Below are 21,730 nucleotides of genomic sequence, written 5' to 3'. Positions count from 1 at the left end.
TAAATGAATCTGAAACGAAAGAGGTAAGATGACCATGAGTTTATCTTTAAAATACAAAAAGATCTTCCGTTTCCGTTAAAGGGATTCAGAAGACCTCAAAGTTGAAGTTGGATTTATCTATGCAAACAACGCATCGTAAGCCGGACAAGGCCGGTTTTTCAGAAAATCTGTTAGCGCAACAGGCTGCTGCTTATAGATATCTTTTAGCGACGTGCCACTATAAATGTTACCAATCACCACCGGATGACACAGCTCACAGATCAGAATGTCACCGTTACCATGCAAGTGTAATTGTTTCGTACCATCCACACAGTTCGAGAAATATACGCCTGGCTGTTCACGCAGATTCAATTGTTCGGCAAACCGATCCATACATGTAAAATAGAGCCTTGTATCCGGCTTTTTATGTTCGATTAACGCCGTGACCGATTGAACCAGTGACTCTTTGGAGACAATCTGACTCCAGTCGGTGTGTGGCATCTTGATGCTGTTCTGAATCTCATGAATACGCACACCCAAGTCATATACTTTATCGCTAATCGCCAGCATATGGTCCTTATTGCCTTTGAACAACAACGTTTCCAGTACGGTTTCCAAACCCAGCTCCGTACAAAGACGGATATTACGTTCTAATCTCTCATACATGCTTGGATGCACACGGTAGTAGGCAGCATACGATTCCGCATCGGTGTAGTTGAAAGAAATATGGATGTTGGACAAGCCGGCATCCCGTAATGCTATGATTCTTTCCTCTGTCAACAGACTGGCATTGGTGTTCAGCTGTGTATCGATGCCATGTGCTGCACAATAAGTTACAATCTCCAGACAATCCTGATATTTCAGCGTCACCTCGCCGCCTGACAGGCGTACCCGCTTGAGATGTGGAAGCTCACGAATAATTCGGATAACCTCTGCACCGCTGATACACTCCCCATCATCTCGATTGTAGGCACAGCAGTAGTCGCATTTATAATTGCAATTCGAAGTCACTCCAACCTCTAGCCCTTCCAGCTCATAGACGCCCGGGGTCTCCAGTTCAAGTGCTTTATATTTGTTTCTGATCGTCATACGCCCCCCTGATTATCTTTCAGCCAGTTACCTCCACGTCCTGATAACCTGAAGATTATAGCGAAAGACATTCCAAGGACGCTATGACATTATGTACGTTCCATATAAAAATGATTAACTCCTGCACCTCTATAATTTCAAACGAATAAAACCGGCGACAGCAATAACGATTACCGTATACGCTGATCTAATCTGCAATTGTGCAATGTCTGAACCATCCGTCGGTGGATGCATCAACATGATATAGAGAAAGTACAAATACACCAGAATTGAGATACCAATCACGATATTCAGCATTTTTTTTATCAAATCAGGTTTCCTTTCTTAAATGAGGAATCCTGTTCGTGTCCAATATGCTCCAGCCATTATTCATGTTCTGAACCGTGTGAATACTCGTGTTGTCGATGGGATAAAAACTGGACGTATTGCTCCACTCCCTGTTAGCGAGCACATAATAAAGGACATTAATCACCCCACCGTGGGTCACCAGTAAAACATTTGATTGGATTCGCTTCTCTTCGAGTTGAACACAAAGATTCTCGAATGTATTTTGTATTCTTGTATAAAAATGGGCCGGACTTTCTCCGCCCGGAAAAGAAGTGTCCATCTTGAGCGTGTTAAAATAAACTCCAGGGTACTTTTCCTCCGCATCCGCATGGAGCATACCCGCCATGTCACCATTGTTCATCTCACGCCAATCAGGTGTGTGTATACCTCGAATGCCCAATGACTCTTCAATGGCTTGGCTTGTTTGCACCGCACGGGGTAGATCGCTGCTTATCACCGTATGAATATCATATTGCTCTTTATGTTCATACAGATACGATCCTAAAGCTCTGGACTGAATAACACCTGCTTCGGTGAGTCCCCTTTGGCTCCAACCGCCGCGATAACCTTCTTCGTCTGCACCGTGTCGAACCAGGAAAATCTTCATGGCGTTCTTGTCACCCCTCACTGTCTCATCATTTAACGAACAAATGTGTTCTTGACACGTTCAGATTTTCTAAAATACGGAATCCAGATCGCACAAGCAATGGCTGATCTTGCAATGTCCCAAATTGAACTTCCATCTTCGAGTTCTCTTGCTATCGGAATCTGATAGAGCAGCAGAGAATCCACAACTCCGACTACGAAGCTGAGACTGTAAAAAATAATCATCAGACGTGGAAGGATTGCTTTTTTTCGATAAAAAGCAATCATAGTGTACACCGTAAATACTAGAAACAATAGGTTAAAAACAACTTCAAAAATAATTACCGGAGCCCAAAGCGGGTGATAATAACCTGAATCCTGCGCAGTTAGAACCTCCCATATCTCTTTGTTTAATATGGTTAAAGTAAATTGGTTGATCTGTAACAGGAACATAATTACTGAGAACCACAACCCAATCTGGATTAGGATCAGCAAGCCTCCGAGCCCAGACACACCAAGTGGGCGGTATTCTATCATTGATTCTTGAAATGGTTCTTGTCGAGGTTCTTGTTGCACTTCTAACACGTCCTTCTCTCATGCTGTTTTAACTGCCGCTATTCAATTCCATATGTATAAATACTCTATACGTTTCTTTCCTATTCTTACTTGAAAGCTATTTAGTCCCTCCCATAAAAATTTACACAGCTTCCTTATTGTACTACAGTGGAGAAATGAGGCATACTCATTTTTTCCACCTCCCTTGATAGGGTTCGTTATACTTACACCATGTTCCCTTCAGTCTGCTCATGTCATAATTCAACGTAACAACAGCAGCCTACGATGCTGCTTACGATTACTTATAATAAGGAGGATTTAGCCATGCTTGATCCAAAATTAACGTTACTTCCTTTTGCAGATATCTCCGTTTATACCGAAGGTTTCGATATCGTCTCCGTACAGTGGGGACACGATGGCCTTGCATATATACTACTTATCAATCAAGTCCCTGAACGAAGAAAAGGTATGTTCGTGCAAACCAAACTAAAGGAGCCATACACGTACAAAGTGCTGATTGTATCGGATCAATATGTCCAGGAAGTTGTCATCGGGGGACAACAATTTCACTATCATTATGTACAGCCTTTACAAGAACATCTTCTGCTCGTTGGTGCGCGCTGCACCTATTATGGAAACGATCAATTTGATCTGAACGCCAAAGTATGTGATATGGAAGGCACGACGATTCGAGAATTTTTGCTCGGGGATGGGATTCAGAGTGTACAGGTGACGAAGCATGGAACGATCTGGACGAGTTACTTCGATGAAGGTATCTTTGGTAACTATGGCTGGGATCAGCCCGTTGGGGCGAGTGGATTGCTCGCTTGGGATGCATACGGGAATGTGCTCTATAAAAATAACAGTGCAGACATTGCAGATTGTTATGCACTCAATGTGGTGAACGAGGAAGAAGTCTGGTTCTACTATTATAGTGACTTTTCACTTGGCTGTATTTCGGGAGGATTCAAACCGGAGTCTACTCGAGTGAACTTCCTGAATCCGAATATATCAGGTTCCTCCGGTTTCTGTACGGATGGATATCACTTCCTGTTTGATGCCGGGTACGGGAAGCATGGAACATTTATTTTCAAGAAAATGCAGAAGTCTGGCAGCCTCACCAAAGGAACGAAGTTCCAATTGCTGAACGAGAAAAAACGCCCCTTCCAACAGGCTCGACAGGATTTTCGTCAGGATCGCCTGCTACTGAGTGAGGGTGACTTGCTTTATCAAGTCACGATGGAAGAACTGTTATCTGTTATAGAGTAGCTTCCAAAGGAGCTGAGGAATGAGGAAACGATCAAAAAAGCTTGAAATCAAAGATTAAAGTCATACCTTAAAGGACAATCCCTCTTCCTCCAGCGATCTACGCAGTATGGGCATGCTCGAAGGCCCGATTCCGTGCAGTTTCAGAATTTCTTTTTCCGTATATTCAGCAAGTTTTGGTAATGTCGTAATATCTTCTGCTTCCAGTGCGCGTCTTACCGGAGCAGACAGTAGACTCATAAATCCCTCTTTCGGTTTCCGTTCCGCCTCACATTTGGGACAAGTCGAACAATCACTCTTTTTAAAAAATGTATGTCCCTTCTCGCATGTTCGCCGTGTTCCTTTATTGGTTGTCATTTGGGCTTTCCTCCTTAAGATTGTATAATACCTTTGATAATAAGTTTACTAGAATGAAATATAATTTGCAGGAGTGTGTTTAAATGAATTTAAAAGAAAAACTGATGTACATACGAGAAAATCAATATCAAGCACAGTCAGATGCCTTCGTCCTGATCCAAGAAATGTTACATAACATCGGTACGGTAGACGCACAATTGCGTGATGAATTGATCTATACCACCCTATCTCACTGGATTCCTAGCCTTTCTCTGACTACATCCGAATTAGAACACATTTTAACCACCGTTTTAGATCGTGACCATCTGCTTTATGGACTGGGGGAAACCCATTCCGACTCCGTATTCACACGTTCCTTTTCCATGCTGGTCATCCCTCTTCTTCTCATGAGACACGCAGCATCGCCCTTCCTGTCAAGTGAGCGTATTCATCAGATTAAGGACGTGGTCTTTCACAATGTACGAGAAGAAAAGGATTACCGTGGATATGATGAAACTAAGGGTTGGGCTCACGCTGTAGCTCATGCTGCTGATGTGTTGGAAGATTTGGCTCAATATAATGAATTAGATGAGGCTGATTTATCAACGATGCTGGATCTGGTGTACGAGAAAATGACGATCAGTGACCGGGTCTACTCCGATGGCGAAGACGAACGAATGATAACACCAGTCATGTGTATTCTGGATAGAAACATCCTTAGTCAGGCGTCCGTTCAACAATGGATTCAACGTTTTGGCACGGTGGAGAATGAATCCGAATTTTTGCCTGCCTTCAGGCAAAAAAACAACATTAAAAACTTTCTCAAAAGTCTTTATTTTAGAATCAAATTTCATGGAGTGTATGATGCTGACTTATGTCCAACGATTGAACAAACGTTATATAAAGTAGAACCGGTCTACTATACATCCTGAAGGATGAACTGCATTCCGAACTCTGCAAAAATGGCCGCATACTTTTTCTGAAAGATCGCCCAGCGATTTTCGGCTCCGTATTTGGCCTGCAACTGCTGTAGATATTTCTGAGCAGTCGTCGTATCACCATTTTGCAGCAGGAAATGAAAGGTTTCTTCGCTTAAATGCAGTGCGGTCTCCGCAATATAATATTCCACAATCTCTCTTGCGCTGGTTATGTTCTTCATGTATTCAACGGCGTCTTCCAGGTCGGACAGTAGTTCTTTTGAAAAGGTGATCGGGTCGGTGTCATGTGTCAACGAGTAGCGGTCTGGGGCAGATGGGACAATCTCTTCAATCCTGCAGGTCAGATGAACTTGCTCCCCCATCGTTTTACCGCCTGATGTCATAGACTGCAACTCCGCCAACTCCTTGGAATGAATCATGCAGTTAATATAGAAGCGAACGTGGTTGGCTGTGTTGCCTTGGGACTTCTGAATGTTGAATCCGTAAATAAGATCGCCTTCGACTCTTCGAAAATTCAGACCTTTTTTGGTATAACCGTGACGGGTAAACAAAGGTTTCACTTCATTCTTGATGATCTCTTTAAACAGCTCCTGCAAAAGAACTTCCTCCCTCTATGCCTCGATTTTGTAAAAATACGGCCCGCACATCGATTCATGCGTATGTACATATGTCCATGTGAACGCATTGTCGAAGATATAGATATCCTGTTGTTCATCAAAATCAGCTGCGACGACAGCACTTGCGCTCTCATAGATCTGGACAAACGGCGTATGTTGATACATCACATATAAGTCGGTCTTCTCTTCGGCATCGAAGGCTGCTCGTGCTGCTTCCCCTTCCAAACACTCCTGCTGTTTGTAACTGAACATATGCCATTTGTACTGGCTGTAGTAGATCGTTTCTTTTAAAATATCATCCAGGTTATGGGCAAACACCTCATCCCAGCGCTGAACAATCTCCTCCGATTCCTCGCACAACTCGGTCACTTGTACTCCCTTGTCCGCGATCATTTTCTCATACATATATTTGAGGTACACCATTTCAACTCGTGAGTATGCCACGTTAAGTTCACTTTCCGGCAACATATCCAGCATCCGATTAATCTCTTCCCGAATCATGGGTGAACCTCCTATATGTAGATACTTTCAAAAAAACATTTATCGATCATGAGATACGTACATACCTATCACACAGCAACTCCAATGGAAGCGTATAGATTCTCTCACTAATTTCAAAACGGCAACAATACCTTGCGTCTACATCAGCCTTTTTCTGCTTGTCGCAGCACATAGGCCAGTTCGTACATCTCGGCAATATCATGCCGATTCTGATCCCGGAAGCGCCGTACGGCTTCTTCGATCTCTACGATCTCAACCGCCACCACCTGCTCCCCATCCTCGGGATTAAGCGGCTCACCAACCAACTCCACATCTCCGTAACCAATCACCCTGACAAAATGCGGATGCGGAATATGCGGGCGATACGGTTCAAGTGAACTGGAGGTGCAGTAGAATTGCCCAAAAACCTGATAACTACGCAGCTTCCCGCCTAGTTCTTCCATCAATTCACGTTTCAATCCCTCCATATAGTGCTCGCCTGCTTCTAACGTTCCTCCGGGCAGTTCCCACAGTCCGTTATCCAGTTGAAACACAACACACTCTTCTCCAACAAACGGAATAATGCTCACATTACTCACCAGTGTCTCGTCTATTTGCTCGCCCAGCCTAAACTCCGCCTCAATGATTCCCCAGTGGATCGACGTACTCAGTGCCGGAAATTGTTCTGCATTTATGCTACTCATCTGTATCGGTTCCTCCCCCAATGAAATTCATGATGTACTGTCATCCATTCGTAGCCTGAATCTTTACCTCAACGTACACGCCATTCCCTTCCAATTATAGTCGAAAACACAAAAAGAAGGCCACCTCTCCCACAGGAGCTGTGACCCTCTCATCGCACTGAAACTAACCGTTAAGCGTATTTCTCATCAACTTATTTCTTCGAAAAGCAAATTCACAATCCTCTAACGTGCTACTAGCTTTCCCTTTTCCAAAAAAAGAACCCGGCTACAGAGCGGCAAAATCCGCTCATCATGCGTAACCATCACCGCACTCTTGCCCTGCTCCTTCACGAGCCGCGCAATCGTTCCTACAATATCCAGCCCGCGCTCCGCATCGAGGCTAGCCGTCGGTTCATCCGCCAGTAGCACAGCCGGATCATTCATTAGCGCCCGCGCAATGGCAACGCGCTGGCGTTCCCCGCCGGACAGCTTGTCGGTGTAAGCTTTGCGCCGGTTAGACAGGCCCACCGTCTCCAGCAGTTCACCTGCACGGCGCTCAGCTTTACTTTTGTCCATACCCGCAAGCTTCGCTACTACTAATAACTGCTCCTCCACCTTCAGGTAAGGAATCAGATTCGCACTTTGAAATATAAATCCGAGCTGGCGCAGCCGCACATCCGAGATGTCCGTTTTACTTTTGCCCATGATCGAAGAGCCATCCAGTAGTATCTCCCCATCCGTGGGTTCGAGCAACGCACCTGCAATGGACAGAAATGTACTTTTACCAGAACCCGAAGGTCCCATCACCGCGACAAGTTCCCCTTCTGCAACCTGTAGATCAAGCTGATCCAGAATGGTGCGCTGACTGCCACCGTCATCAAATGTCTGTGTAATCCCTTGTAATTCCAGTCGGTTTCTCATGCTGCCGTCCTCCCAATCGCATCAAGCGCATCAATTTTGGTAACCTTCCACACCGAGAACAACGAACCCGCCATCGACATCAGGATGAATAACACACAGGTCAATGCAAGGGTGGATGTTCCTAATTGAAAAGGCATAGATGCTGGAAGAACAGATTCGAACAGCCGCACAAGCAATACGCTAATCACCAGACTACCGATGGACAACAGCAACACCTGTAGCGACACACTGCCTGCGAGATAACCGTTTCGTGTTCCAATCGCTTTTAAAATGCCAAATTGACTGGTCTTCTGAATTGTAATGACGTAGAAAAATACCGCCAGTACAAATGCCGAGATGACGTACAGGAAAGCAATCATCATCAATAATGAGCCCTGCTCCTCCTTGTAACCTGGAATAGCGGATACCGCATCCGATTTGGTGATGATCTCTGTCTTTGGTAAGGCGGAACTCAACTTGCTCACTTGATCATCCGCACCTTTGACCGCGATTGCATTGTAAACTGGCGCATTCAGTGAACCAGATGGAGTCGATGTACCCATTACAGCTTCAGCGCTCTTTTCAGTGCCAATAGCGTCAGTATTCGCTTTAGCAATCGCGCTTGTTCCAGTGCCAGTGCCGGTGTCTACTCGACCTATTGCAGATGTTGCCTGCACAGTACGTGATCCAGCTTGCAATGTAAGCCATTCCTGCTCATTCATAAACACCACCGGTGCGTGACTGAACGATTCATTTTGCACAAAACCACTAACGGTCCACTCCGTCCCCGAGGCTTGATCTACCAGAACCGTGCCGATCGTGACACCGGATTTCGCCAGCTTCTGATCGACCACAACCTGCCCTGCGGACTGATCGTTGATCGCTTTGCCTTCGGTAACCGTTGGCGCCAACCAGCTTCCCGGGTTCACCATGAATAGGGTGACATCGATCTTCTTGGTATCGTCCGCCGGGCTGACTGTAGTCATTCGAACCCCAAGCGGCTCGGCATTATCCTGTCCCACGACAGCACGGGCCTCATCCAGCTCCTGCTGGCCCACCTGTGAACGAGTAAATCGATGATTCGAATCCTGTTCAAGCACAAAATGGGTTGCTGCCATATTTTTAATCGAAGCCGCGTTATCATACGACAGCCCCTGCGCAAGTCCGGTTACAAACAACACCAGAAACGAAACCAGCACCATGATGGTCGCGATCAAGGCGTATCGTCCTTTTGCAAATCTCATTTCCCGTATAGCCAAGTACATATGCTCTGACCTCCCTCTTGATAATCCAAGTATAGGGGGTGAAAATGAACGGAAAATGAATAACACATTACATCTGTGGAAGCGTTACGGTAAAGAGCGTGCCTTCAGCTGAACTGGACACCTCAATGGTGCCGTGATGGAGACGAATAATTTTCTGCACAATCGCAAGGCCCAGGCCGGTCCCGCCAGATGAACGTTCACGTGCATGATCCGCCCGGTAGAAACGGTCAAACAAAAAAGGCAGATGCTCGGCTGCAATTCCGTCTCCAGTATCCTGAATATACACGACACACGCTTTATCCAACTGCTCTGCCCGAACCTCAATGCTACGGCCCTTCGGCAAATGCTGCACCGCATTGCCAAGCAAGTTCATCCAAACCTGCATCAGTAACACTTCATTGCCTGTAATCTTTATGGATTCCGGTACAGACATGCGCAGGGATAACTCTTTCTCCTCCAATTGCCATTGCAACACTTGAACCGCCTGACGGAATTGGCTTCTCAGCGCGAAGGTAGCTTGGGTTTGCGTCATATCTTCATGACCCTGTTCCAAGGAAGACAGGAGTAACAATTGTTTACTGAGCAACGAGAGATGCCGGCTCTCTGTTTCAATAATGGATGCATAGTGCGCCCGTTCTTGCTCCGGTAATTCCCGATCCGCTACCAATTGCGCAAATCCCTGAATGGAGGTTAAAGGTGACTGAATCTCATGGGATACGTTGGACACGAACTGTTGCCGGGCCTGGTCCACCCGTTCCAATTCACGGCTCATCGTCATAAAATGCTGGGCGAGTTGCCCGATCTCGTCACGCCTTGCTGTATTTAATTTCAGATTATAATTGCCTTGCGCAATACGTTTTGTCGCTTCGGATAGCCGTTCGATCGGATTGACCAGATAACGCGTGCTGAACAGAAAGATCAGGACACTGATACCCACCGTCAATGCCCCAATGAGCGCAAAGAAAATCCGCAGTTCTCCAAATTGCAAAATAATATCGGGACGCATGAACATAGCATAGCGAGCATCGCCCACCTGTAGCGGAACCCCCACCGTATTGCTTAATTGGTTGTCAAAAAATCCGGTAATAAACGGTTGGCTCGGAAACTCGGCCACGCCATGATACACATCGCCGCTTAGAACCAGACGAACAGCCTGCTTGTCCAACTCCTTTTCGCGGAATTCACGGCCGTAAAACTGATCATCGCCTTGACCATCGGTGACATAGATTTCGTATCCTAATGCCGCTGCATTGTGAAGATATCGCTGTACCGTACTCGGCTCAGGCTGCTCTTCGGCAAACTTTTTCATGTCCATGGCGATACCAACCAACTTCTCATCATTAAAGTCTTTAAGTTTAGCGTGATAGTAGATGTTGGAGAAAAAGAATCCGAGCAAACTACTGACGATAATCACCGCCACCGTAATGAGAAATATGCGAACGTATAACGATCTCAATGCGCTTTCACCTCGATTTTGTATCCAATGCCCCGCACCGTCTGAATCACAAAATCATCGGTATAGTCCGCAAAGCGGTCACGCAACCGCTTGATATGTACGTCGACCGTTCGGTCGTCCCCTTCATAATCCGCCCCCCAGACGAGACGAATCAATTCATCACGCGAGAACAGGCGCCCCGGAAACTGCGCAAGCTGAGACAGTAGTTCAAACTCTTTCATCGGTAAAAAAAGAATCGACTGTCCATCGCTTACTTCCACATTGTTGCGGTCAATCACAATCCGGTTCATGCGGATGATATCGCTGGAAGTTCGGTGATATCGTCGAAATAACGCTTTGACCCGGTACACCAGTTCCTCAGGTTCAAACGGCTTGGTCACATACTCATCCGTGCCCCGCAAATATCCTTCTTTCTTGTCTGCCAGCTGATCCCTTGCAGTCAGCAATATAATAGGAATGTCGTAATGCTGACGTATGTAATCACACAGTTCAAGTCCGTCCATGCCTGGCATCATCACATCCAGGATCGCGAGATCGATGGGTGTCTCCTGTATCATTTTGACCGCCTCCACACCATCCTGTGCTTCATGTACCCGGTATCCCTCCTTCGTCATCACATGGCGCAATAGCGCACGAATATTCGCATCATCGTCTGCTAGCAGCAGATGTTTCATCTCGTAGTCCGCCCTTCTATAGTGATCCTGCCCCGATGGTAGCACAAAAACGAATCCATTAGCCAGTGCATCTAAGTGGTGCAGTTGGCAGTACAGCTGTCTGTGTGGATGCATGTTTATATTTTCGCAAATCTGGTTGACACTACTATGAGGCCAAATTATAATAAGTTTAAAATATATGAGTGATTGCTCATATGTTCATATTAAAGAGAGATAAACCGGATTACAGAATTGTTCAGCAACATAACCACATGCAACACGTAAAGCGATATAATCATGCAACATACATAACAGGGAATCATACCAAAGGAGAGGATTACAATGTCAGGACAACAACATGGGCACAATCATGGACATGATCATGGACACAATCACGCGCACAGCACGAATAATAAAAAAGTACTGCTCTTTTCCTTCATTATCATTACCTTCTACATGATCGTAGAAGCCTTCGGGGGATTCATTACGAACAGTCTTGCACTCATCTCCGATGCAGGTCATATGCTCTCGGACTCTATCGCGCTCGGTATTGCTTTGCTCGCGTTCACATATGGAGCCAAAGCCGTCAATACGGGGAAAACCTACGGTTACAGACGCTTTGAAATTCTGGCAGCCACGTTAAACGGCGTGACGTTAATTGCCATTGCGCTTTATATTTTCTACGAGGCTATTGGCCGCTTTATCCACCCGCCCGAAGTGGCAACGATGGGCATGCTGATCATCAGTACAATCGGATTGCTCGTGAACATTCTGGTCGCCTGGATTATGATGCGTGGCAGCGATACCGAGAGCAACCTGAACATGCGCGGTGCTTATCTTCACGTGATCAGCGACATGCTCGGCTCGATTGGTGCGATTGCTGCTGCCCTGCTCATGATGTTCTTCGGCTGGGGCTGGGCTGATCCGCTGGCAAGTGTCATCGTCGCGGTTCTGGTATTACGCAGTGGATTCTATGTCACCAAATCTTCCTTGCACATTCTCATGGAAGGCACACCCGCAAACGTCGATGTGAACGATCTGGTGCAGACGATTCAGCAGGTGGATGGCGTCAAAGGTGTTCACGATGTTCACGTCTGGTCGATCACCAGTAACCTGAACGCACTGACTGCCCATATCGTGGTAGATGGAACGATGGATGTATATGCGTCCGAGGTGCTTGTACAGAAAATTGAGCATCTGCTGGAGCACAAAGAGATCAAACATGTCACCTTGCAGGTCGAGTCTGAAAAGCATCTTCACGATACCTCCGTCCTCTGCACCGTCAAAGGTGACGCACCCGATGCACATGCGCATCACCATCATTAATGTGTTGCAGGTTAGCGGATGCTCCCTTTTATTGGGATAAGGCAAAACAGGACGGTTCCCGTTAAGGGATCGCCCTGTTTTTTGCTGTTTATACTGCAATGAATTCCAGAAACTCCAATCGATTCCCGAAGGGATCATTCAGATAAAAACGCCTTACTCCCTCGTCTGCTCTTGCTTCATCATCTAATACTTGGATACTGTGCTTGTGCAGGTGTTCACGCAGCTGCTCCAGGTTCTGGACATGAAAAGCAGGATGTGCTTTGGAAGCGGGTACAAAATCATGTTGCACACCGATATGAACCTGATGGACGCCGCATTGAAACCACACACCGCCGCGTTTCTGTAGCTGTTCCGGCTTAGGAATTTCTGTCCATCCAAAAATTTGATTAAAAAAATCTCTAGCTTCCTTCTCACAACCTTCAGGAGCAGCCAACTGCACATGATCAATGCCATTGAAATGATAGGCCATTTGATTCATCCTCCTATTGAGTTTCATTGATTGAAACTTAGTTTCGTTTTATAATCCCATTTTATAGGTTGAATAAAATTACGTCTAGGTTTCAACACATTTTACCTGTAGTGCATGAGCTTTCGCGCTTCCATCGTCAGACCAAATGAAACGAGCCGATCTTTCATCGCTCGGTATACATCAGGGTCATCTAACCCTTGTGCCTGACTGTCCCGGATTAAACTAAACAGACCCACCTGATCTGCGCTCGATATGTAGGATTTTAATTGCTCCTTTTGATCGTATGGAATTTCTTTTTCATGCCACGGATGAGGCTCCGCTCTCTTACAATCACTCACTAAATCTTTCCCCAGCGCAACGCCAAGGCCATCTAGTGTGTCGATAATGACTTCACCACGTCTGATCTGCCGTGCTTCCTGAATGTATGAGTATCCGTCGGAGATGGGCTGAAGATCAAATCGCTGCATAGCCAAGTTCCGAGCCTTGTTTTTTTCAAGATCCCTTTTCCCGTCAAAGTATTCACTTTCGCGCGCATCATCCTCTTGCTCTATGACATAGTTCAGGTACTGTTGTTTCGATTCAAATTCATTTAGGAGCAATCCCTCATAGCCTGAAAAGGCAAGAGTAAAAAAATCTCGGATATTGCTGGCCACAATCCTCGCATAGTTACCAGAATCCATTGGGTCTACACGAATTACAGGTGCTAAACTCAGATCAGAAGCATATCCAAAATCCGTCAAAAATGAATAATGAATGCCACCCATGCCTGTATTGGCAAATACGATCGCATCCGCAGGAGAACTCAAATAACCCCCATGATCATTAGGATCGAATTGTAGAAAATAACCCGTCGGTGTCTCCAGATAAGATACTTCATGCTTGATTTCCTGCTCCCAATCCATGATGTCTTGCAACAATTCAGGAATCTTATAATTGCTCGTCATTACACTTCCTCCTCCGTAATACATCATTGATTCACCAGCATTGACTGTTTGTATTGTTGAACGGAACGATGTTCATTTTCATTGTATCCTTACTCAACTAAAACGCTAACGATCACCAGAAGCCTTATTCGGCCTGTTTCGCTGCTTTTAATTTTCTAACGATCACCAGAGACGCTATTTAGCTGATTTTGCGTCAATACAGTATATTTTTTATGTTTCTGGATGAAATAAGCTTCCTGGAGATCGTTAGAGTTTGGACACCCTCATATCAGAGTAAATAAGCTTCGTGGGGATCGTTAGAATTCTGACACTCTCATTTCAGAGCTGGAGTACTACTTAAGTCGTAGCGACACCCGGTAAACGTGCCTATAGATTCTTTTCATGAAATATTAATTAAAATGACAAGAGCCCTGGCTTTAAGCCAAGGCCCTCTTCTTATAAGCTGATAAACATTTCCACGATCCCTTTTATTTCAACAGTACTCCAGCCACAGAAATCCGATCATCGACCAGTACGTTCAGGAACAATCACTCATCTTCCGACGAGCTTTGCAACGTAAAATAAAATTTTACGCCATTCGGCGTATTCGCTACACCATAGGACTGCTGATGCAGTTGGATAATCTCCTTCACGATAGATAACCCCAGCCCGGTTCCACCGGCTTGACGACTGCGCGCATCCTCTTCGCGGTAGAACCGATCCCATATCCGTGTCAGCTCATGCTCTGCAATGGACGGCCCTTCATTTTCTACAGAAATATATACTTGTTCATGCTCACGATCATGCTGCATATCTATCCGTATGCTACTTCCTTCATTCCCGTTTCGAATCGCATTACTCACATAATTCAGCAAGACCTGCTGCATCTTCTCGGCATCTGCCCAGACATGTACATTGCGGTCACCCTGCACCTCGAACTTCATCTGCTTAGCCTTGGCGAGTTGTCTCATCTTCTCCACACATTCAGCTACAAGTTGATCCGCCGTAAACGATTCCATACGTAGCTTCACCGCGCCAGCCTCTAGCCGGGTCAATTCCAACATATCGAGCACCAGCTTTTCCATCCGATCGGCTTCTCGCAAAATGGTACGAATATAACGCTCACGTTTATTTTCGGCGATCTGATCCAGAAGTCCTTCCGCATATCCCTTCACCACACTGATGGGTGTTTTTAATTCATGCGAAGCATCCGACACAAAACGTTTCTGCAACTGCTCCATCCGGCTTTTATATTCCATCTCCAGAACCAGTTTCTCGTTCGTGAGTTGAAGCTCCTTCAGCGTACGATCCAGATTGGAAGAAAGACTGACGAGACTTTCGGACAGACTACCCAGCTCATCTTTACTCCGAATCGGGGCCATGGTCGTGAAATCAAGCTTTGCCATGCGAGCCGCATCACGATTCAATTGTAATAACGGACGTGAAACGATTTTGGAGAAGAAAAAGGACAGAACCACCATCAGCAGTAGCCCTCCGGCAATACTGAAAAAGGCATAATACACCTCCAGCGCGCCAAATGCCTCCCCAAGCTGCGTCAAGGGCGTTAGAGCAAACAGATACTCCACGACCTTACCATCACGAACAATCGGTTGCACAAACACCAGATTATGCACACCGCTCACCGGTTCCTTCCATTCGGTATGAAATGCTTCGCCCCGATCCAGCTGCTCCCGCTCTACTTCCGGTAAAGGAAACCACACGCGTAGCGCAGCCGCCATAATACCTTCCCTGTTATTCCACTGACCCGGCGCAGGCAACAATACCGAGTTTACGGTGCCACTAATCTCTATGACGCCTTCCCGATCGGCGTTGTGAGGAAGCACCCCAACCGCGGGTGACCCCTCTTTACGAATGACATAAGGCGAGAACAGCGCGTTTCCCTGCTCCATGTAATAAGCACCTTGCACCGTCACATGATCACCAGGCTGCAAACCATACGAAGTCAGAGCCGAGATGTCCGGGAAAAAGGAAACTGCCACAGGTAGCGATTGTCCCTTATCCTTGTTCAGTTGAATTCGAAACGGGTTATCGTAGCGAACCTCACCCTCTTTATTTAGAATCGCCATTTGCACATGATTTTGTGTGATGAAACTGCCCATCACCATGGGTGTTTTCTCCTCAGGCCATTTATGCCGGGCATAGTCCATAGCGAAGGATGCTAGCTTTTTACCCAAATCACTGGCTCGCTCATGCTGATAGAATCGTTCAAAGAACCAGAAATGTCCTGCCACAACCGTTGCAAAGAAAACGATATAAAATACAAGATTGGCAGCAAAAAGCTTAAATACGATCCCTCTCGTTTTCACGATTCAACCTCAAACTTGTATCCGATGCGAAACACCGTACGAATATAACAAGCGTCTGCCCCCAGCTTTTTACGCAAATTTTTGATATGAGTATCCACCACGCGAGGGTCGCCAAAATAGTCCACACCCCACACTTGATTTAACAAATGTTCACGCGTCAAAGGGAAATTTCGATGCCTGAGCAGGTGCAGCAACACATCATATTCCTTATAGGACAGCTCAACGGGTTGCCCCCCTGACTCCACTAAGCGTTTTCTCTCATACACCTTTATATTGCCAAAAGAAATGATCGGATCTTCCTGTCCCACTGTATTGTCCACACGTTTCATTAATGTCTCCGCGCGGGCAACCAGCACACGCGGGCTGAACGGTTTCGTCACATAATCGTCGGCACCTAGTTCAAAGCCCAGCAGCTTATTCTCTTCTTCCGATTTTGCAGTAAGGATAATGATGGGCACGGTAGACTGATATCGAATCTGCCGGCACACATTCCAGCCACTCACTTTGGGAATCATCAGATCTACAATCACCAAGTCTGGCGGACAGGAATTGAACAGTTCAAGTGCTTCTTCCCCGTTAGCTGCTTCAATGACTTGCCAAGCGGATTGCGTGAAGTAATCCGTGACCAGCTCACGAATGGATTCTTCATCTTCTATTAATAAAACGGAACGTCTCACAATTTTCCTCCTAAACACACATGAATCACACAACTGTTATGTATTATATCAACAATGATAATCATTTTCATTAAAAACGAAAAGGGGATGAACGTAATCCGGCATGTTTCTTTCATTTCATAATTCATCTCGTGCTTCTGCCGTACGAAAACATCTAGGCCTGTCGAAGCACATCTGGATCGGCCTGACATTACTTATCCTGCTTGTTGCGGGCGCATATCTGGCCATGATCTTTCATCTGCAACCCAGTCGCAAGGAACCGATCCTGTTCAACTGGTTCGCCTGGACGGACAACGAATCCCTGATTCGCTCGGTAACCACGATTAGACTGCCCCGAATTCTCGCTGCGGTACTTGTTGGTGCCGGACTCGGTATTGCGGGATGTCTGCTTCAGTCTTTAACATCGAATGATCTGGCAGACCCGGAGGTTATGGGCATTAATCAGGGGGCCAACATGGCGATTGCTGCACTGATGGTGCTGATGCAGTTCCAGACATTCCGTTTTTTCACCGTAACGGCTTCCATGTTGGGAACTGCGCTCAGCGGCATTCTCATTTATGTGCTCAGTGTACGGAGCCGCTTCAGTTCAAGCAGTGTAGTGCTCACGGGACTGGTGAACAGTCTGTTTTTCAGTTCAATGACCACCACGCTGATCATATTCCATGATACCGATCTGTATCAACTGCTGCGCTGGATGGCCGGCGATCTGTCGGGCATGTCCTGGGAAGATGTCATGTTCTCGCTAGTCACTCTCGTTCCCGTCAGTATCCTTTGTTGCTTGTTTGCGTCCCAGTTAAATGTATTGTCCATGGGTAAGGATACAGCGATATCTGTCGGACAACGGTTAACCATGGTACGGAGCGGAATCATGGTAGCCATTATTGTGCTCGTTGGTGCAGCAACGGCGGTATGCGGCCCCATCGGGTTCATTGGCTTAATGGCAGTACATATTATTCGTACGTTAACAGGTATCGATTATCGGGTGATTGTACCACTCGCTGCGCTGACAGGCAGTGTGCTTCTCGTGTATGCCGATCTGATCGGACGCCTGCTTTTCTATCCGTTGGAAGCACCGGTTGGACTTATTACTGCGTTTATTGGAGCACCGTTCTTCATCGTGCTCATGCGCATGCGCGGGAGGAAACGTTCATGACATGTTTAAAAAATCCGTCCTCCCGATCCAACTGGAGCTTTGCTGCACTGATGACCGCAGTCTTATTCTCGTTAGCGCTGGTATTCATCCTGTCGCTTCGTTTCGGGGCAACCCCCGTTACGTTCCATGAAATCATCGACCAGTTTCAATCGCAATCCGGCACGATCTATGAGCTTCGGTTGCCTCGTGTTCTCTGCGCCATGCTTGTAGGCATTGCTGCATCTGTCGCAGGTGCCATCCTGCAAACTGTCCTGCGAAATCCTCTGGCTTCACCTGATGTCATCGGGGCAACAGCAGGTGGCGGGCTGGTGACCGTAGTCATTATTTTACTTGCGCCGTTAACACCCGCAATCTGGTTGCCTTTCTATTCGATGGCAGGTTCGGCAGCGGCAAGTCTAATCATTTTCCTGCTCGCTTATCGCCGCCAGGGCACATCCATGATCCGTCTCGCTCTTGTGGGTATAGCCGTTAGTTCTGCATTACAGGCCATCATCAAAATGCTTATCGTTAAATATGCCATGAGTTCCAGTCAGGCACTGGTCTGGCTTAAAGGCAGCTTATATGCGCGCAGCTTGCAACATGTGGAGATGTTATGGCCATGGACAGCAGCAGGATTGTTAGCCGCCATGTTGCTCGTAAGGTATTTAAATGTCTTGAAGTTGGATGAATCCGTGCTGGTGTCCTTAGGCACCCGGGTTCGCATGGTGCGAACGGTACTACTCATTGTAGCTCTCGCTTTATCCGCAAGCTCAGCCAGTATATCGGGGAATCTCAGCTTTGTTGGACTTATTATTCCACATCTGTCCCATAAGCTGGTTGGAGAGAACTTCATCCGTTCCCTCCCATTTACCGCGGCGCTCGGCGCGCTACTTGTCATGCTGGGCGATATGATTGGCCGCATTCTGATCCCTCCAATGGAGATTCCCGTTGGCATCATTACATCGTTAATCGGCGCGCCCTATTTTGTATACCTGATCTTCAAGCAAGGACAGAAAAAATAATTTTCAATATGGAGGGTTCATTCCCAATGAAACGAACATCACTATTTATGGTAATTATATTAACTCTTGTGCTGGTTCTCACCGCATGTAGCGGAGGAACGGCTGGCAACACCGCTGGTGTTACATCGGACAAGGAGCCAGCGGCTTCTGCCAATGAACCGAGTAAAACGGATAGTGGTAATGCGTCCACTTCCTCCACTGCAACATCATCTTCAGACCAAGGTTCAAATGAAGCCAATACAACAACGGCTCCTTCAATTACCTCTAATTCAGACGGTTCATTTGTTGTAAAGAACGCCTGGGGAGAAACCAAACTCCCTGCCTCGCCCAAAAAAATCGTTACCCTGCATTTCTCCTTCACGGATGAGCTCGTCTCCCTTGGTGTAATGCCAGCAGGGATTGCAGGCTCTTATAAAGCGGAAGTGCTTGGTTACCTGAAAGATCAGGTGAAGGACTATACTTTTGTTGGAAATCACCAGCAGCCTAATCTGGAAGTCATCTCTTCCCTCAAGCCCGATCTGATTATCGCCAATGCCGATGTGCACGGAGCCATACGTGAGGATCTGGAGAAAATTGCACCGACCATCGCGCTCTATACCAATGGTTACGGAGACATGGAGCAAAACTTCGCTATGCTGGGAACCTTGCTTGGCAAAGAAAAAGAACATGATCAGGTTATGAATGAACTGAACCAGAACATTGAACAGACCCACGCTCAAATCCAGGGCAAACCTAAAGTTATCGTCGTGAAAGCACTGGAGAAAAACTTCTACATCTGGATGAAAACCTCATATATCGCAACTCTGCTGGAGAAAATCGGCGCGGAATACAGCTTCGATGAGAACAAGTCCAGTCAGCAACAGACGCCAGGCAAGATTGACGTAGCCGATGTAGATCTGGAAACCCTTGTACAGGAAAACCCGGACTATCTGGTGATCTATGGGGCGAAGGCCGACCTGGATAAATGGATGAATAACAGCACCTTCCAATCCATCAAAGCGGTGAAAGATAAACATGTGCTCGTTGTTAATGATGAAATATGGGCACTGGGTAAGGGGCCTCTGTCGGGTGAAGAAATTCTCAAAGAGGCTATTCCATTCTTCACAAAATAATATGGTTTTCCTTAATTCAAAAGTAAAGCCAACCTTCCAAGCGAAGGTTGGCTTTATGTTATATGCCATTTCCACAAATCCCACGCTTCGAGATACTCGGGCAAGTCCTGCGGATGATGTTTGTTGCTGAGCCCAATCCGGCAGTATAGATGAACCAGTGCTTCTTCCATCAATCTGAACTTATCCATAGTCACCTGCTCCAGATGCCCGAATACATCCCATAACAATGTTGGGTCGAGGTCATCCGGGGAGGAACAAAAGGCATACAAAAAGTCATAGATCACGGGGCCAACCATTGGAGATGGGTCAATGACCCCAACCAGTTCCTTTTGCTCAAATACAATATTATGAACACCTGTATCCCCATGCAAAAGAAATCTCGCGGTCTCTTCCTTCTCAAACAGACGATTCACTGTAGATTGAACCAGATCGTAGTCTTCCGCTGTAAGCACATCACCAAGATTCTCTCTCGCCTCATCAATACTAATCTGATTGAATCCCCTCCATGTCTCACGTGGATACCCCATTCTTCCCCATAACTTTGTATCCGGCAAACGTACATATGTATTCAACAGCTCTTTCACCAGCCGGGTTAACCATTCTTTCTTCGCTCCCCGATGGTTATGAGTCACACCTTCCATAAAGCTGTATGCAAAATAAGTGTTGTCCGAACTCGTAAAAAGAACCTTTGGCAACAGCATCACTTCACTGTATGTATTCAGAAACTGACATGTAACACGAATGTCCTCAGGATCATCCCATTTCAAAATGTACCGTTCGCCCGAGCTCGCAAGTAGCCTGAACACCCGCCCCGCCGTCGTTCCCGACAACTGTCTTACTTCCACGATGTGTTCGTGAATGCTATGCTTTTGCAAGAGCTCGTTGATCTCCTTGGTGCTTGGGTTGATGTTTATCATATGTTTCTCCCTTTCCTTTTTCCCCTTCTCCTTTCTCCTGTGTTTCATCTAATTTTCGCAAGCAACTTCTCTTTCTTCTGGTCGAATTCATACTCCGAGATGATATTTTTGTCCTTTAAATCCCCCAATTGTAAAAGCTGTTCATGGACGTTAACCACTGGTTTGTTTAACTTATTGACTTTTACAAGCATAAAAATCGAATAAGGTATGGCAAAAAACATAGATAAAAATGCCCATCCTACTGCAGCCGCCTCGTCTACGGGTCCCAAAACAAAAATGAAAAATAACGTCAATGTGAATACTACAACTGCAATGATGGATAATGCCTTCAACTTCATTTCCCCCTAAATGTTATGTACTTTTTTATCATCCTCAAATGGACTATCTGCACTGGTTACTTCCTGTATAATGACAATCGGATCAGAGATCAAACCAAGCTCCTCATCCTTCGGATACGTCACAGCAATGGTAGGCTCAGGCCCTGCAAATGCCATCATGGACTCCATATCCTCCCACATGGTGCACAGGAAAAAGTGTGCGTAGTCTCCTTGCTCCACAACTTTCAGATACGCTCCGCGATTTCCCTTAACAGCGAGTGTATCTTTCACTCCTGTTTCAACCTCATATTCCAGAAAAGCTTCCTTGTTCTCCAGCGGTACAGCTCCATGCCATGTTCTTGCGATCATCCCATCACTC

25 protein-coding genes are annotated in these 21,730 nt (G+C 46.3%); 6 read left to right on the top strand and 19 right to left on the bottom strand.

Annotation, left to right across the window (positions count from 1 at the left end; genetic code table 11):
* Positions 1–117: 117 nt before the first annotated feature.
* The 4 genes from BLQ13_RS16475 to BLQ13_RS16460 form a co-directional block, all read right to left on the bottom strand.
* Positions 118–1,068: a radical SAM protein gene (locus tag BLQ13_RS16475; protein WP_090922011.1), complete on the bottom strand. Its 951-nt coding sequence runs from the start codon at positions 1,066–1,068 to the stop codon at positions 118–120.
* A 129-nt stretch (positions 1,069–1,197) separates the two neighbouring features.
* The gene (locus tag BLQ13_RS16470; protein ID WP_090922009.1) at positions 1,198–1,377 is read right to left on the bottom strand and encodes a hypothetical protein; all 180 of its coding nucleotides are present in this window, start codon (positions 1,375–1,377) and stop codon (positions 1,198–1,200) included.
* 1 nt (position 1,378) lies between these two features.
* Positions 1,379–2,002, bottom strand: coding sequence for a histidine phosphatase family protein (locus BLQ13_RS16465; protein ID WP_090922007.1), 624 nt, complete (start codon positions 2,000–2,002; stop codon positions 1,379–1,381).
* 32 nt (positions 2,003–2,034) lie between these two features.
* The gene (locus tag BLQ13_RS16460) at positions 2,035–2,565 is read right to left on the bottom strand and encodes a DUF2569 domain-containing protein (RefSeq protein ID WP_139168912.1); all 531 of its coding nucleotides are present in this window, start codon (positions 2,563–2,565) and stop codon (positions 2,035–2,037) included.
* A 294-nt stretch (positions 2,566–2,859) separates the two neighbouring features.
* Between BLQ13_RS16460 and BLQ13_RS16455 the strand changes: the two genes are divergently transcribed.
* Entirely contained in the window at positions 2,860–3,804 is a 945-nt protein-coding gene (locus BLQ13_RS16455; RefSeq protein ID WP_090922003.1) for a hypothetical protein, read from the top strand.
* A gap of 60 nt (positions 3,805–3,864) precedes the next feature.
* Here BLQ13_RS16455 and BLQ13_RS16450 read toward each other — a convergent pair whose 3' ends face one another.
* Positions 3,865–4,158 carry an RNA polymerase alpha subunit C-terminal domain-containing protein gene (locus BLQ13_RS16450; RefSeq protein WP_090922001.1) on the bottom strand — a complete coding sequence of 98 codons (294 nt, stop codon included), beginning with the start codon at positions 4,156–4,158 and terminating at the stop codon, positions 3,865–3,867.
* Positions 4,159–4,241: 83 nt separating this feature from the next.
* Between BLQ13_RS16450 and BLQ13_RS16445 the strand changes: the two genes are divergently transcribed.
* Positions 4,242–5,069 carry a DUF2785 domain-containing protein gene (locus BLQ13_RS16445; RefSeq protein WP_090921999.1) on the top strand — a complete coding sequence of 276 codons (828 nt, stop codon included), beginning with the start codon at positions 4,242–4,244 and terminating at the stop codon, positions 5,067–5,069.
* On the opposite strand, the gene BLQ13_RS16440 is transcribed toward BLQ13_RS16445, so the two are convergent.
* The 7 genes from BLQ13_RS16440 to BLQ13_RS16410 form a co-directional block, all read right to left on the bottom strand.
* Entirely contained in the window at positions 5,057–5,671 is a 615-nt protein-coding gene (locus BLQ13_RS16440) for a DUF4304 domain-containing protein (RefSeq protein ID WP_090921997.1), read from the bottom strand. The two genes, BLQ13_RS16445 and BLQ13_RS16440, sit on opposite strands and share 13 nt — an antisense overlap.
* Positions 5,672–5,686: 15 nt before the next feature.
* Positions 5,687–6,193, bottom strand: a complete 507-nt coding sequence (locus BLQ13_RS16435; RefSeq protein ID WP_090921996.1) for a DUF4275 family protein — start codon at positions 6,191–6,193, stop codon at positions 5,687–5,689.
* Between the two features lie 143 nt (positions 6,194–6,336).
* Positions 6,337–6,876, bottom strand: a complete 540-nt coding sequence (locus BLQ13_RS16430; RefSeq protein ID WP_090921994.1) for an NUDIX hydrolase — start codon at positions 6,874–6,876, stop codon at positions 6,337–6,339.
* A gap of 222 nt (positions 6,877–7,098) precedes the next feature.
* Complete coding sequence (locus BLQ13_RS16425; protein WP_090921992.1) at positions 7,099–7,776, bottom strand: ABC transporter ATP-binding protein; 678 nt, start codon at positions 7,774–7,776, stop codon at positions 7,099–7,101.
* Entirely contained in the window at positions 7,773–9,020 is a 1,248-nt protein-coding gene (locus tag BLQ13_RS16420) for an ABC transporter permease (RefSeq protein WP_090921990.1), read from the bottom strand. The genes BLQ13_RS16425 and BLQ13_RS16420 overlap by 4 nt, the downstream gene beginning before the upstream one ends.
* A gap of 67 nt (positions 9,021–9,087) precedes the next feature.
* Positions 9,088–10,476, bottom strand: a complete 1,389-nt coding sequence (locus tag BLQ13_RS16415; protein ID WP_090921988.1) for a sensor histidine kinase — start codon at positions 10,474–10,476, stop codon at positions 9,088–9,090.
* On the bottom strand, positions 10,473–11,150 hold the full coding sequence (locus BLQ13_RS16410; protein ID WP_090921986.1) for a response regulator transcription factor: 678 nt from the start codon (positions 11,148–11,150) through the stop codon (positions 10,473–10,475). Before BLQ13_RS16410 ends, BLQ13_RS16415 begins: the two co-directional genes overlap by 4 nt.
* Positions 11,151–11,471: 321 nt before the next feature.
* Here BLQ13_RS16410 and BLQ13_RS16405 point away from each other — a divergent pair, with 321 nt between their 5' ends.
* Positions 11,472–12,455, top strand: a complete 984-nt coding sequence (locus BLQ13_RS16405) for a cation diffusion facilitator family transporter (protein ID WP_090921985.1) — start codon at positions 11,472–11,474, stop codon at positions 12,453–12,455.
* Between the two features lie 88 nt (positions 12,456–12,543).
* Here the strand turns inward: BLQ13_RS16405 and BLQ13_RS16400 are convergent, their stop codons facing one another.
* From BLQ13_RS16400 to BLQ13_RS16385, 4 genes are all read right to left on the bottom strand, one after another.
* Entirely contained in the window at positions 12,544–12,924 is a 381-nt protein-coding gene (locus BLQ13_RS16400) for a VOC family protein (protein WP_090921983.1), read from the bottom strand.
* Between the two features lie 101 nt (positions 12,925–13,025).
* Positions 13,026–13,868: a hypothetical protein gene (locus tag BLQ13_RS16395; protein ID WP_090921981.1), complete on the bottom strand. Its 843-nt coding sequence runs from the start codon at positions 13,866–13,868 to the stop codon at positions 13,026–13,028.
* A gap of 527 nt (positions 13,869–14,395) precedes the next feature.
* The gene (locus tag BLQ13_RS16390; RefSeq protein ID WP_090921979.1) at positions 14,396–16,174 is read right to left on the bottom strand and encodes a sensor histidine kinase; all 1,779 of its coding nucleotides are present in this window, start codon (positions 16,172–16,174) and stop codon (positions 14,396–14,398) included.
* Positions 16,171–16,851 carry a response regulator transcription factor gene (locus BLQ13_RS16385; RefSeq protein WP_090921977.1) on the bottom strand — a complete coding sequence of 227 codons (681 nt, stop codon included), beginning with the start codon at positions 16,849–16,851 and terminating at the stop codon, positions 16,171–16,173. The genes BLQ13_RS16390 and BLQ13_RS16385 overlap by 4 nt, the downstream gene beginning before the upstream one ends.
* A 103-nt stretch (positions 16,852–16,954) precedes the next feature.
* Here BLQ13_RS16385 and BLQ13_RS16380 point away from each other — a divergent pair, with 103 nt between their 5' ends.
* The 3 genes from BLQ13_RS16380 to BLQ13_RS16370 are packed head-to-tail and all read left to right on the top strand — an operon-like array spanning position 16,955 to position 20,117.
* Positions 16,955–18,004, top strand: coding sequence for a FecCD family ABC transporter permease (locus tag BLQ13_RS16380; RefSeq protein ID WP_090921975.1), 1,050 nt, complete (start codon positions 16,955–16,957; stop codon positions 18,002–18,004).
* Positions 18,001–19,005 carry a FecCD family ABC transporter permease gene (locus BLQ13_RS16375; RefSeq protein ID WP_090921973.1) on the top strand — a complete coding sequence of 335 codons (1,005 nt, stop codon included), beginning with the start codon at positions 18,001–18,003 and terminating at the stop codon, positions 19,003–19,005. The genes BLQ13_RS16380 and BLQ13_RS16375 overlap by 4 nt, the downstream gene beginning before the upstream one ends.
* A gap of 26 nt (positions 19,006–19,031) precedes the next feature.
* The gene (locus BLQ13_RS16370; protein ID WP_167375764.1) at positions 19,032–20,117 is read left to right on the top strand and encodes an ABC transporter substrate-binding protein; all 1,086 of its coding nucleotides are present in this window, start codon (positions 19,032–19,034) and stop codon (positions 20,115–20,117) included.
* 53 nt (positions 20,118–20,170) lie between these two features.
* Here BLQ13_RS16370 and BLQ13_RS16365 read toward each other — a convergent pair whose 3' ends face one another.
* Genes BLQ13_RS16365 through BLQ13_RS16355 form a run of 3 tightly spaced genes read right to left on the bottom strand, consistent with a single transcriptional unit; the run spans position 20,171 to position 21,720 of the window.
* Complete coding sequence (locus BLQ13_RS16365; RefSeq protein ID WP_167375763.1) at positions 20,171–21,034, bottom strand: phosphotransferase; 864 nt, start codon at positions 21,032–21,034, stop codon at positions 20,171–20,173.
* 44 nt (positions 21,035–21,078) lie between these two features.
* Positions 21,079–21,366 (bottom strand): SHOCT domain-containing protein, encoded by a 288-nt coding sequence (locus BLQ13_RS16360; protein WP_090921969.1) that lies wholly within the window; start codon positions 21,364–21,366, stop codon positions 21,079–21,081.
* A 12-nt stretch (positions 21,367–21,378) separates the two neighbouring features.
* Positions 21,379–21,720: a hypothetical protein gene (locus BLQ13_RS16355; RefSeq protein WP_090921967.1), complete on the bottom strand. Its 342-nt coding sequence runs from the start codon at positions 21,718–21,720 to the stop codon at positions 21,379–21,381.
* Positions 21,721–21,730: the final 10 nt, after the last annotated feature.

Source organism: Paenibacillus polysaccharolyticus (assembly GCF_900102085.1).
Lineage (GTDB): Bacteria > Bacillota > Bacilli > Paenibacillales > Paenibacillaceae > Paenibacillus > Paenibacillus polysaccharolyticus.
The sequence above is the reverse complement of the archived record's forward strand: the minus strand, read 5'-3'. Positions and strand labels throughout refer to the sequence as shown.

Bases quoted from the DNA above. Each gene is read 5' to 3' on its own strand.
- BLQ13_RS16475 (WP_090922011.1), bottom strand. From the start codon at position 1,068: ATGACGATCAGAAACAAATATAAAGCACTTGAACTGGAGACCCCGGGC.
- BLQ13_RS16465 (WP_090922007.1), bottom strand. From the start codon at position 2,002: ATGAAGATTTTCCTGGTTCGACACGGTGCAGACGAAGAAGGTTATCGC.
- BLQ13_RS16455 (WP_090922003.1), top strand. From the start codon at position 2,860: ATGCTTGATCCAAAATTAACGTTACTTCCTTTTGCAGATATCTCCGTT.
- BLQ13_RS16450 (WP_090922001.1), bottom strand. From the start codon at position 4,158: ATGACAACCAATAAAGGAACACGGCGAACATGCGAGAAGGGACATACA.
- BLQ13_RS16445 (WP_090921999.1), top strand. From the start codon at position 4,242: ATGAATTTAAAAGAAAAACTGATGTACATACGAGAAAATCAATATCAA.
- BLQ13_RS16435 (WP_090921996.1), bottom strand. From the start codon at position 6,193: ATGATTCGGGAAGAGATTAATCGGATGCTGGATATGTTGCCGGAAAGT.
- BLQ13_RS16430 (WP_090921994.1), bottom strand. From the start codon at position 6,876: ATGAGTAGCATAAATGCAGAACAATTTCCGGCACTGAGTACGTCGATC.
- BLQ13_RS16425 (WP_090921992.1), bottom strand. From the start codon at position 7,776: ATGAGAAACCGACTGGAATTACAAGGGATTACACAGACATTTGATGAC.
- BLQ13_RS16420 (WP_090921990.1), bottom strand. From the start codon at position 9,020: ATGTACTTGGCTATACGGGAAATGAGATTTGCAAAAGGACGATACGCC.
- BLQ13_RS16410 (WP_090921986.1), bottom strand. From the start codon at position 11,150: ATGAAACATCTGCTGCTAGCAGACGATGATGCGAATATTCGTGCGCTA.
- BLQ13_RS16405 (WP_090921985.1), top strand. From the start codon at position 11,472: ATGTCAGGACAACAACATGGGCACAATCATGGACATGATCATGGACAC.
- BLQ13_RS16400 (WP_090921983.1), bottom strand. From the start codon at position 12,924: ATGGCCTATCATTTCAATGGCATTGATCATGTGCAGTTGGCTGCTCCT.
- BLQ13_RS16395 (WP_090921981.1), bottom strand. From the start codon at position 13,868: ATGACGAGCAATTATAAGATTCCTGAATTGTTGCAAGACATCATGGAT.
- BLQ13_RS16380 (WP_090921975.1), top strand. From the start codon at position 16,955: ATGTTTCTTTCATTTCATAATTCATCTCGTGCTTCTGCCGTACGAAAA.
- BLQ13_RS16375 (WP_090921973.1), top strand. From the start codon at position 18,001: ATGACATGTTTAAAAAATCCGTCCTCCCGATCCAACTGGAGCTTTGCT.
- BLQ13_RS16370 (WP_167375764.1), top strand. From the start codon at position 19,032: ATGAAACGAACATCACTATTTATGGTAATTATATTAACTCTTGTGCTG.
- BLQ13_RS16365 (WP_167375763.1), bottom strand. From the start codon at position 21,034: ATGATAAACATCAACCCAAGCACCAAGGAGATCAACGAGCTCTTGCAA.
- BLQ13_RS16355 (WP_090921967.1), bottom strand. From the start codon at position 21,720: ATGATCGCAAGAACATGGCATGGAGCTGTACCGCTGGAGAACAAGGAA.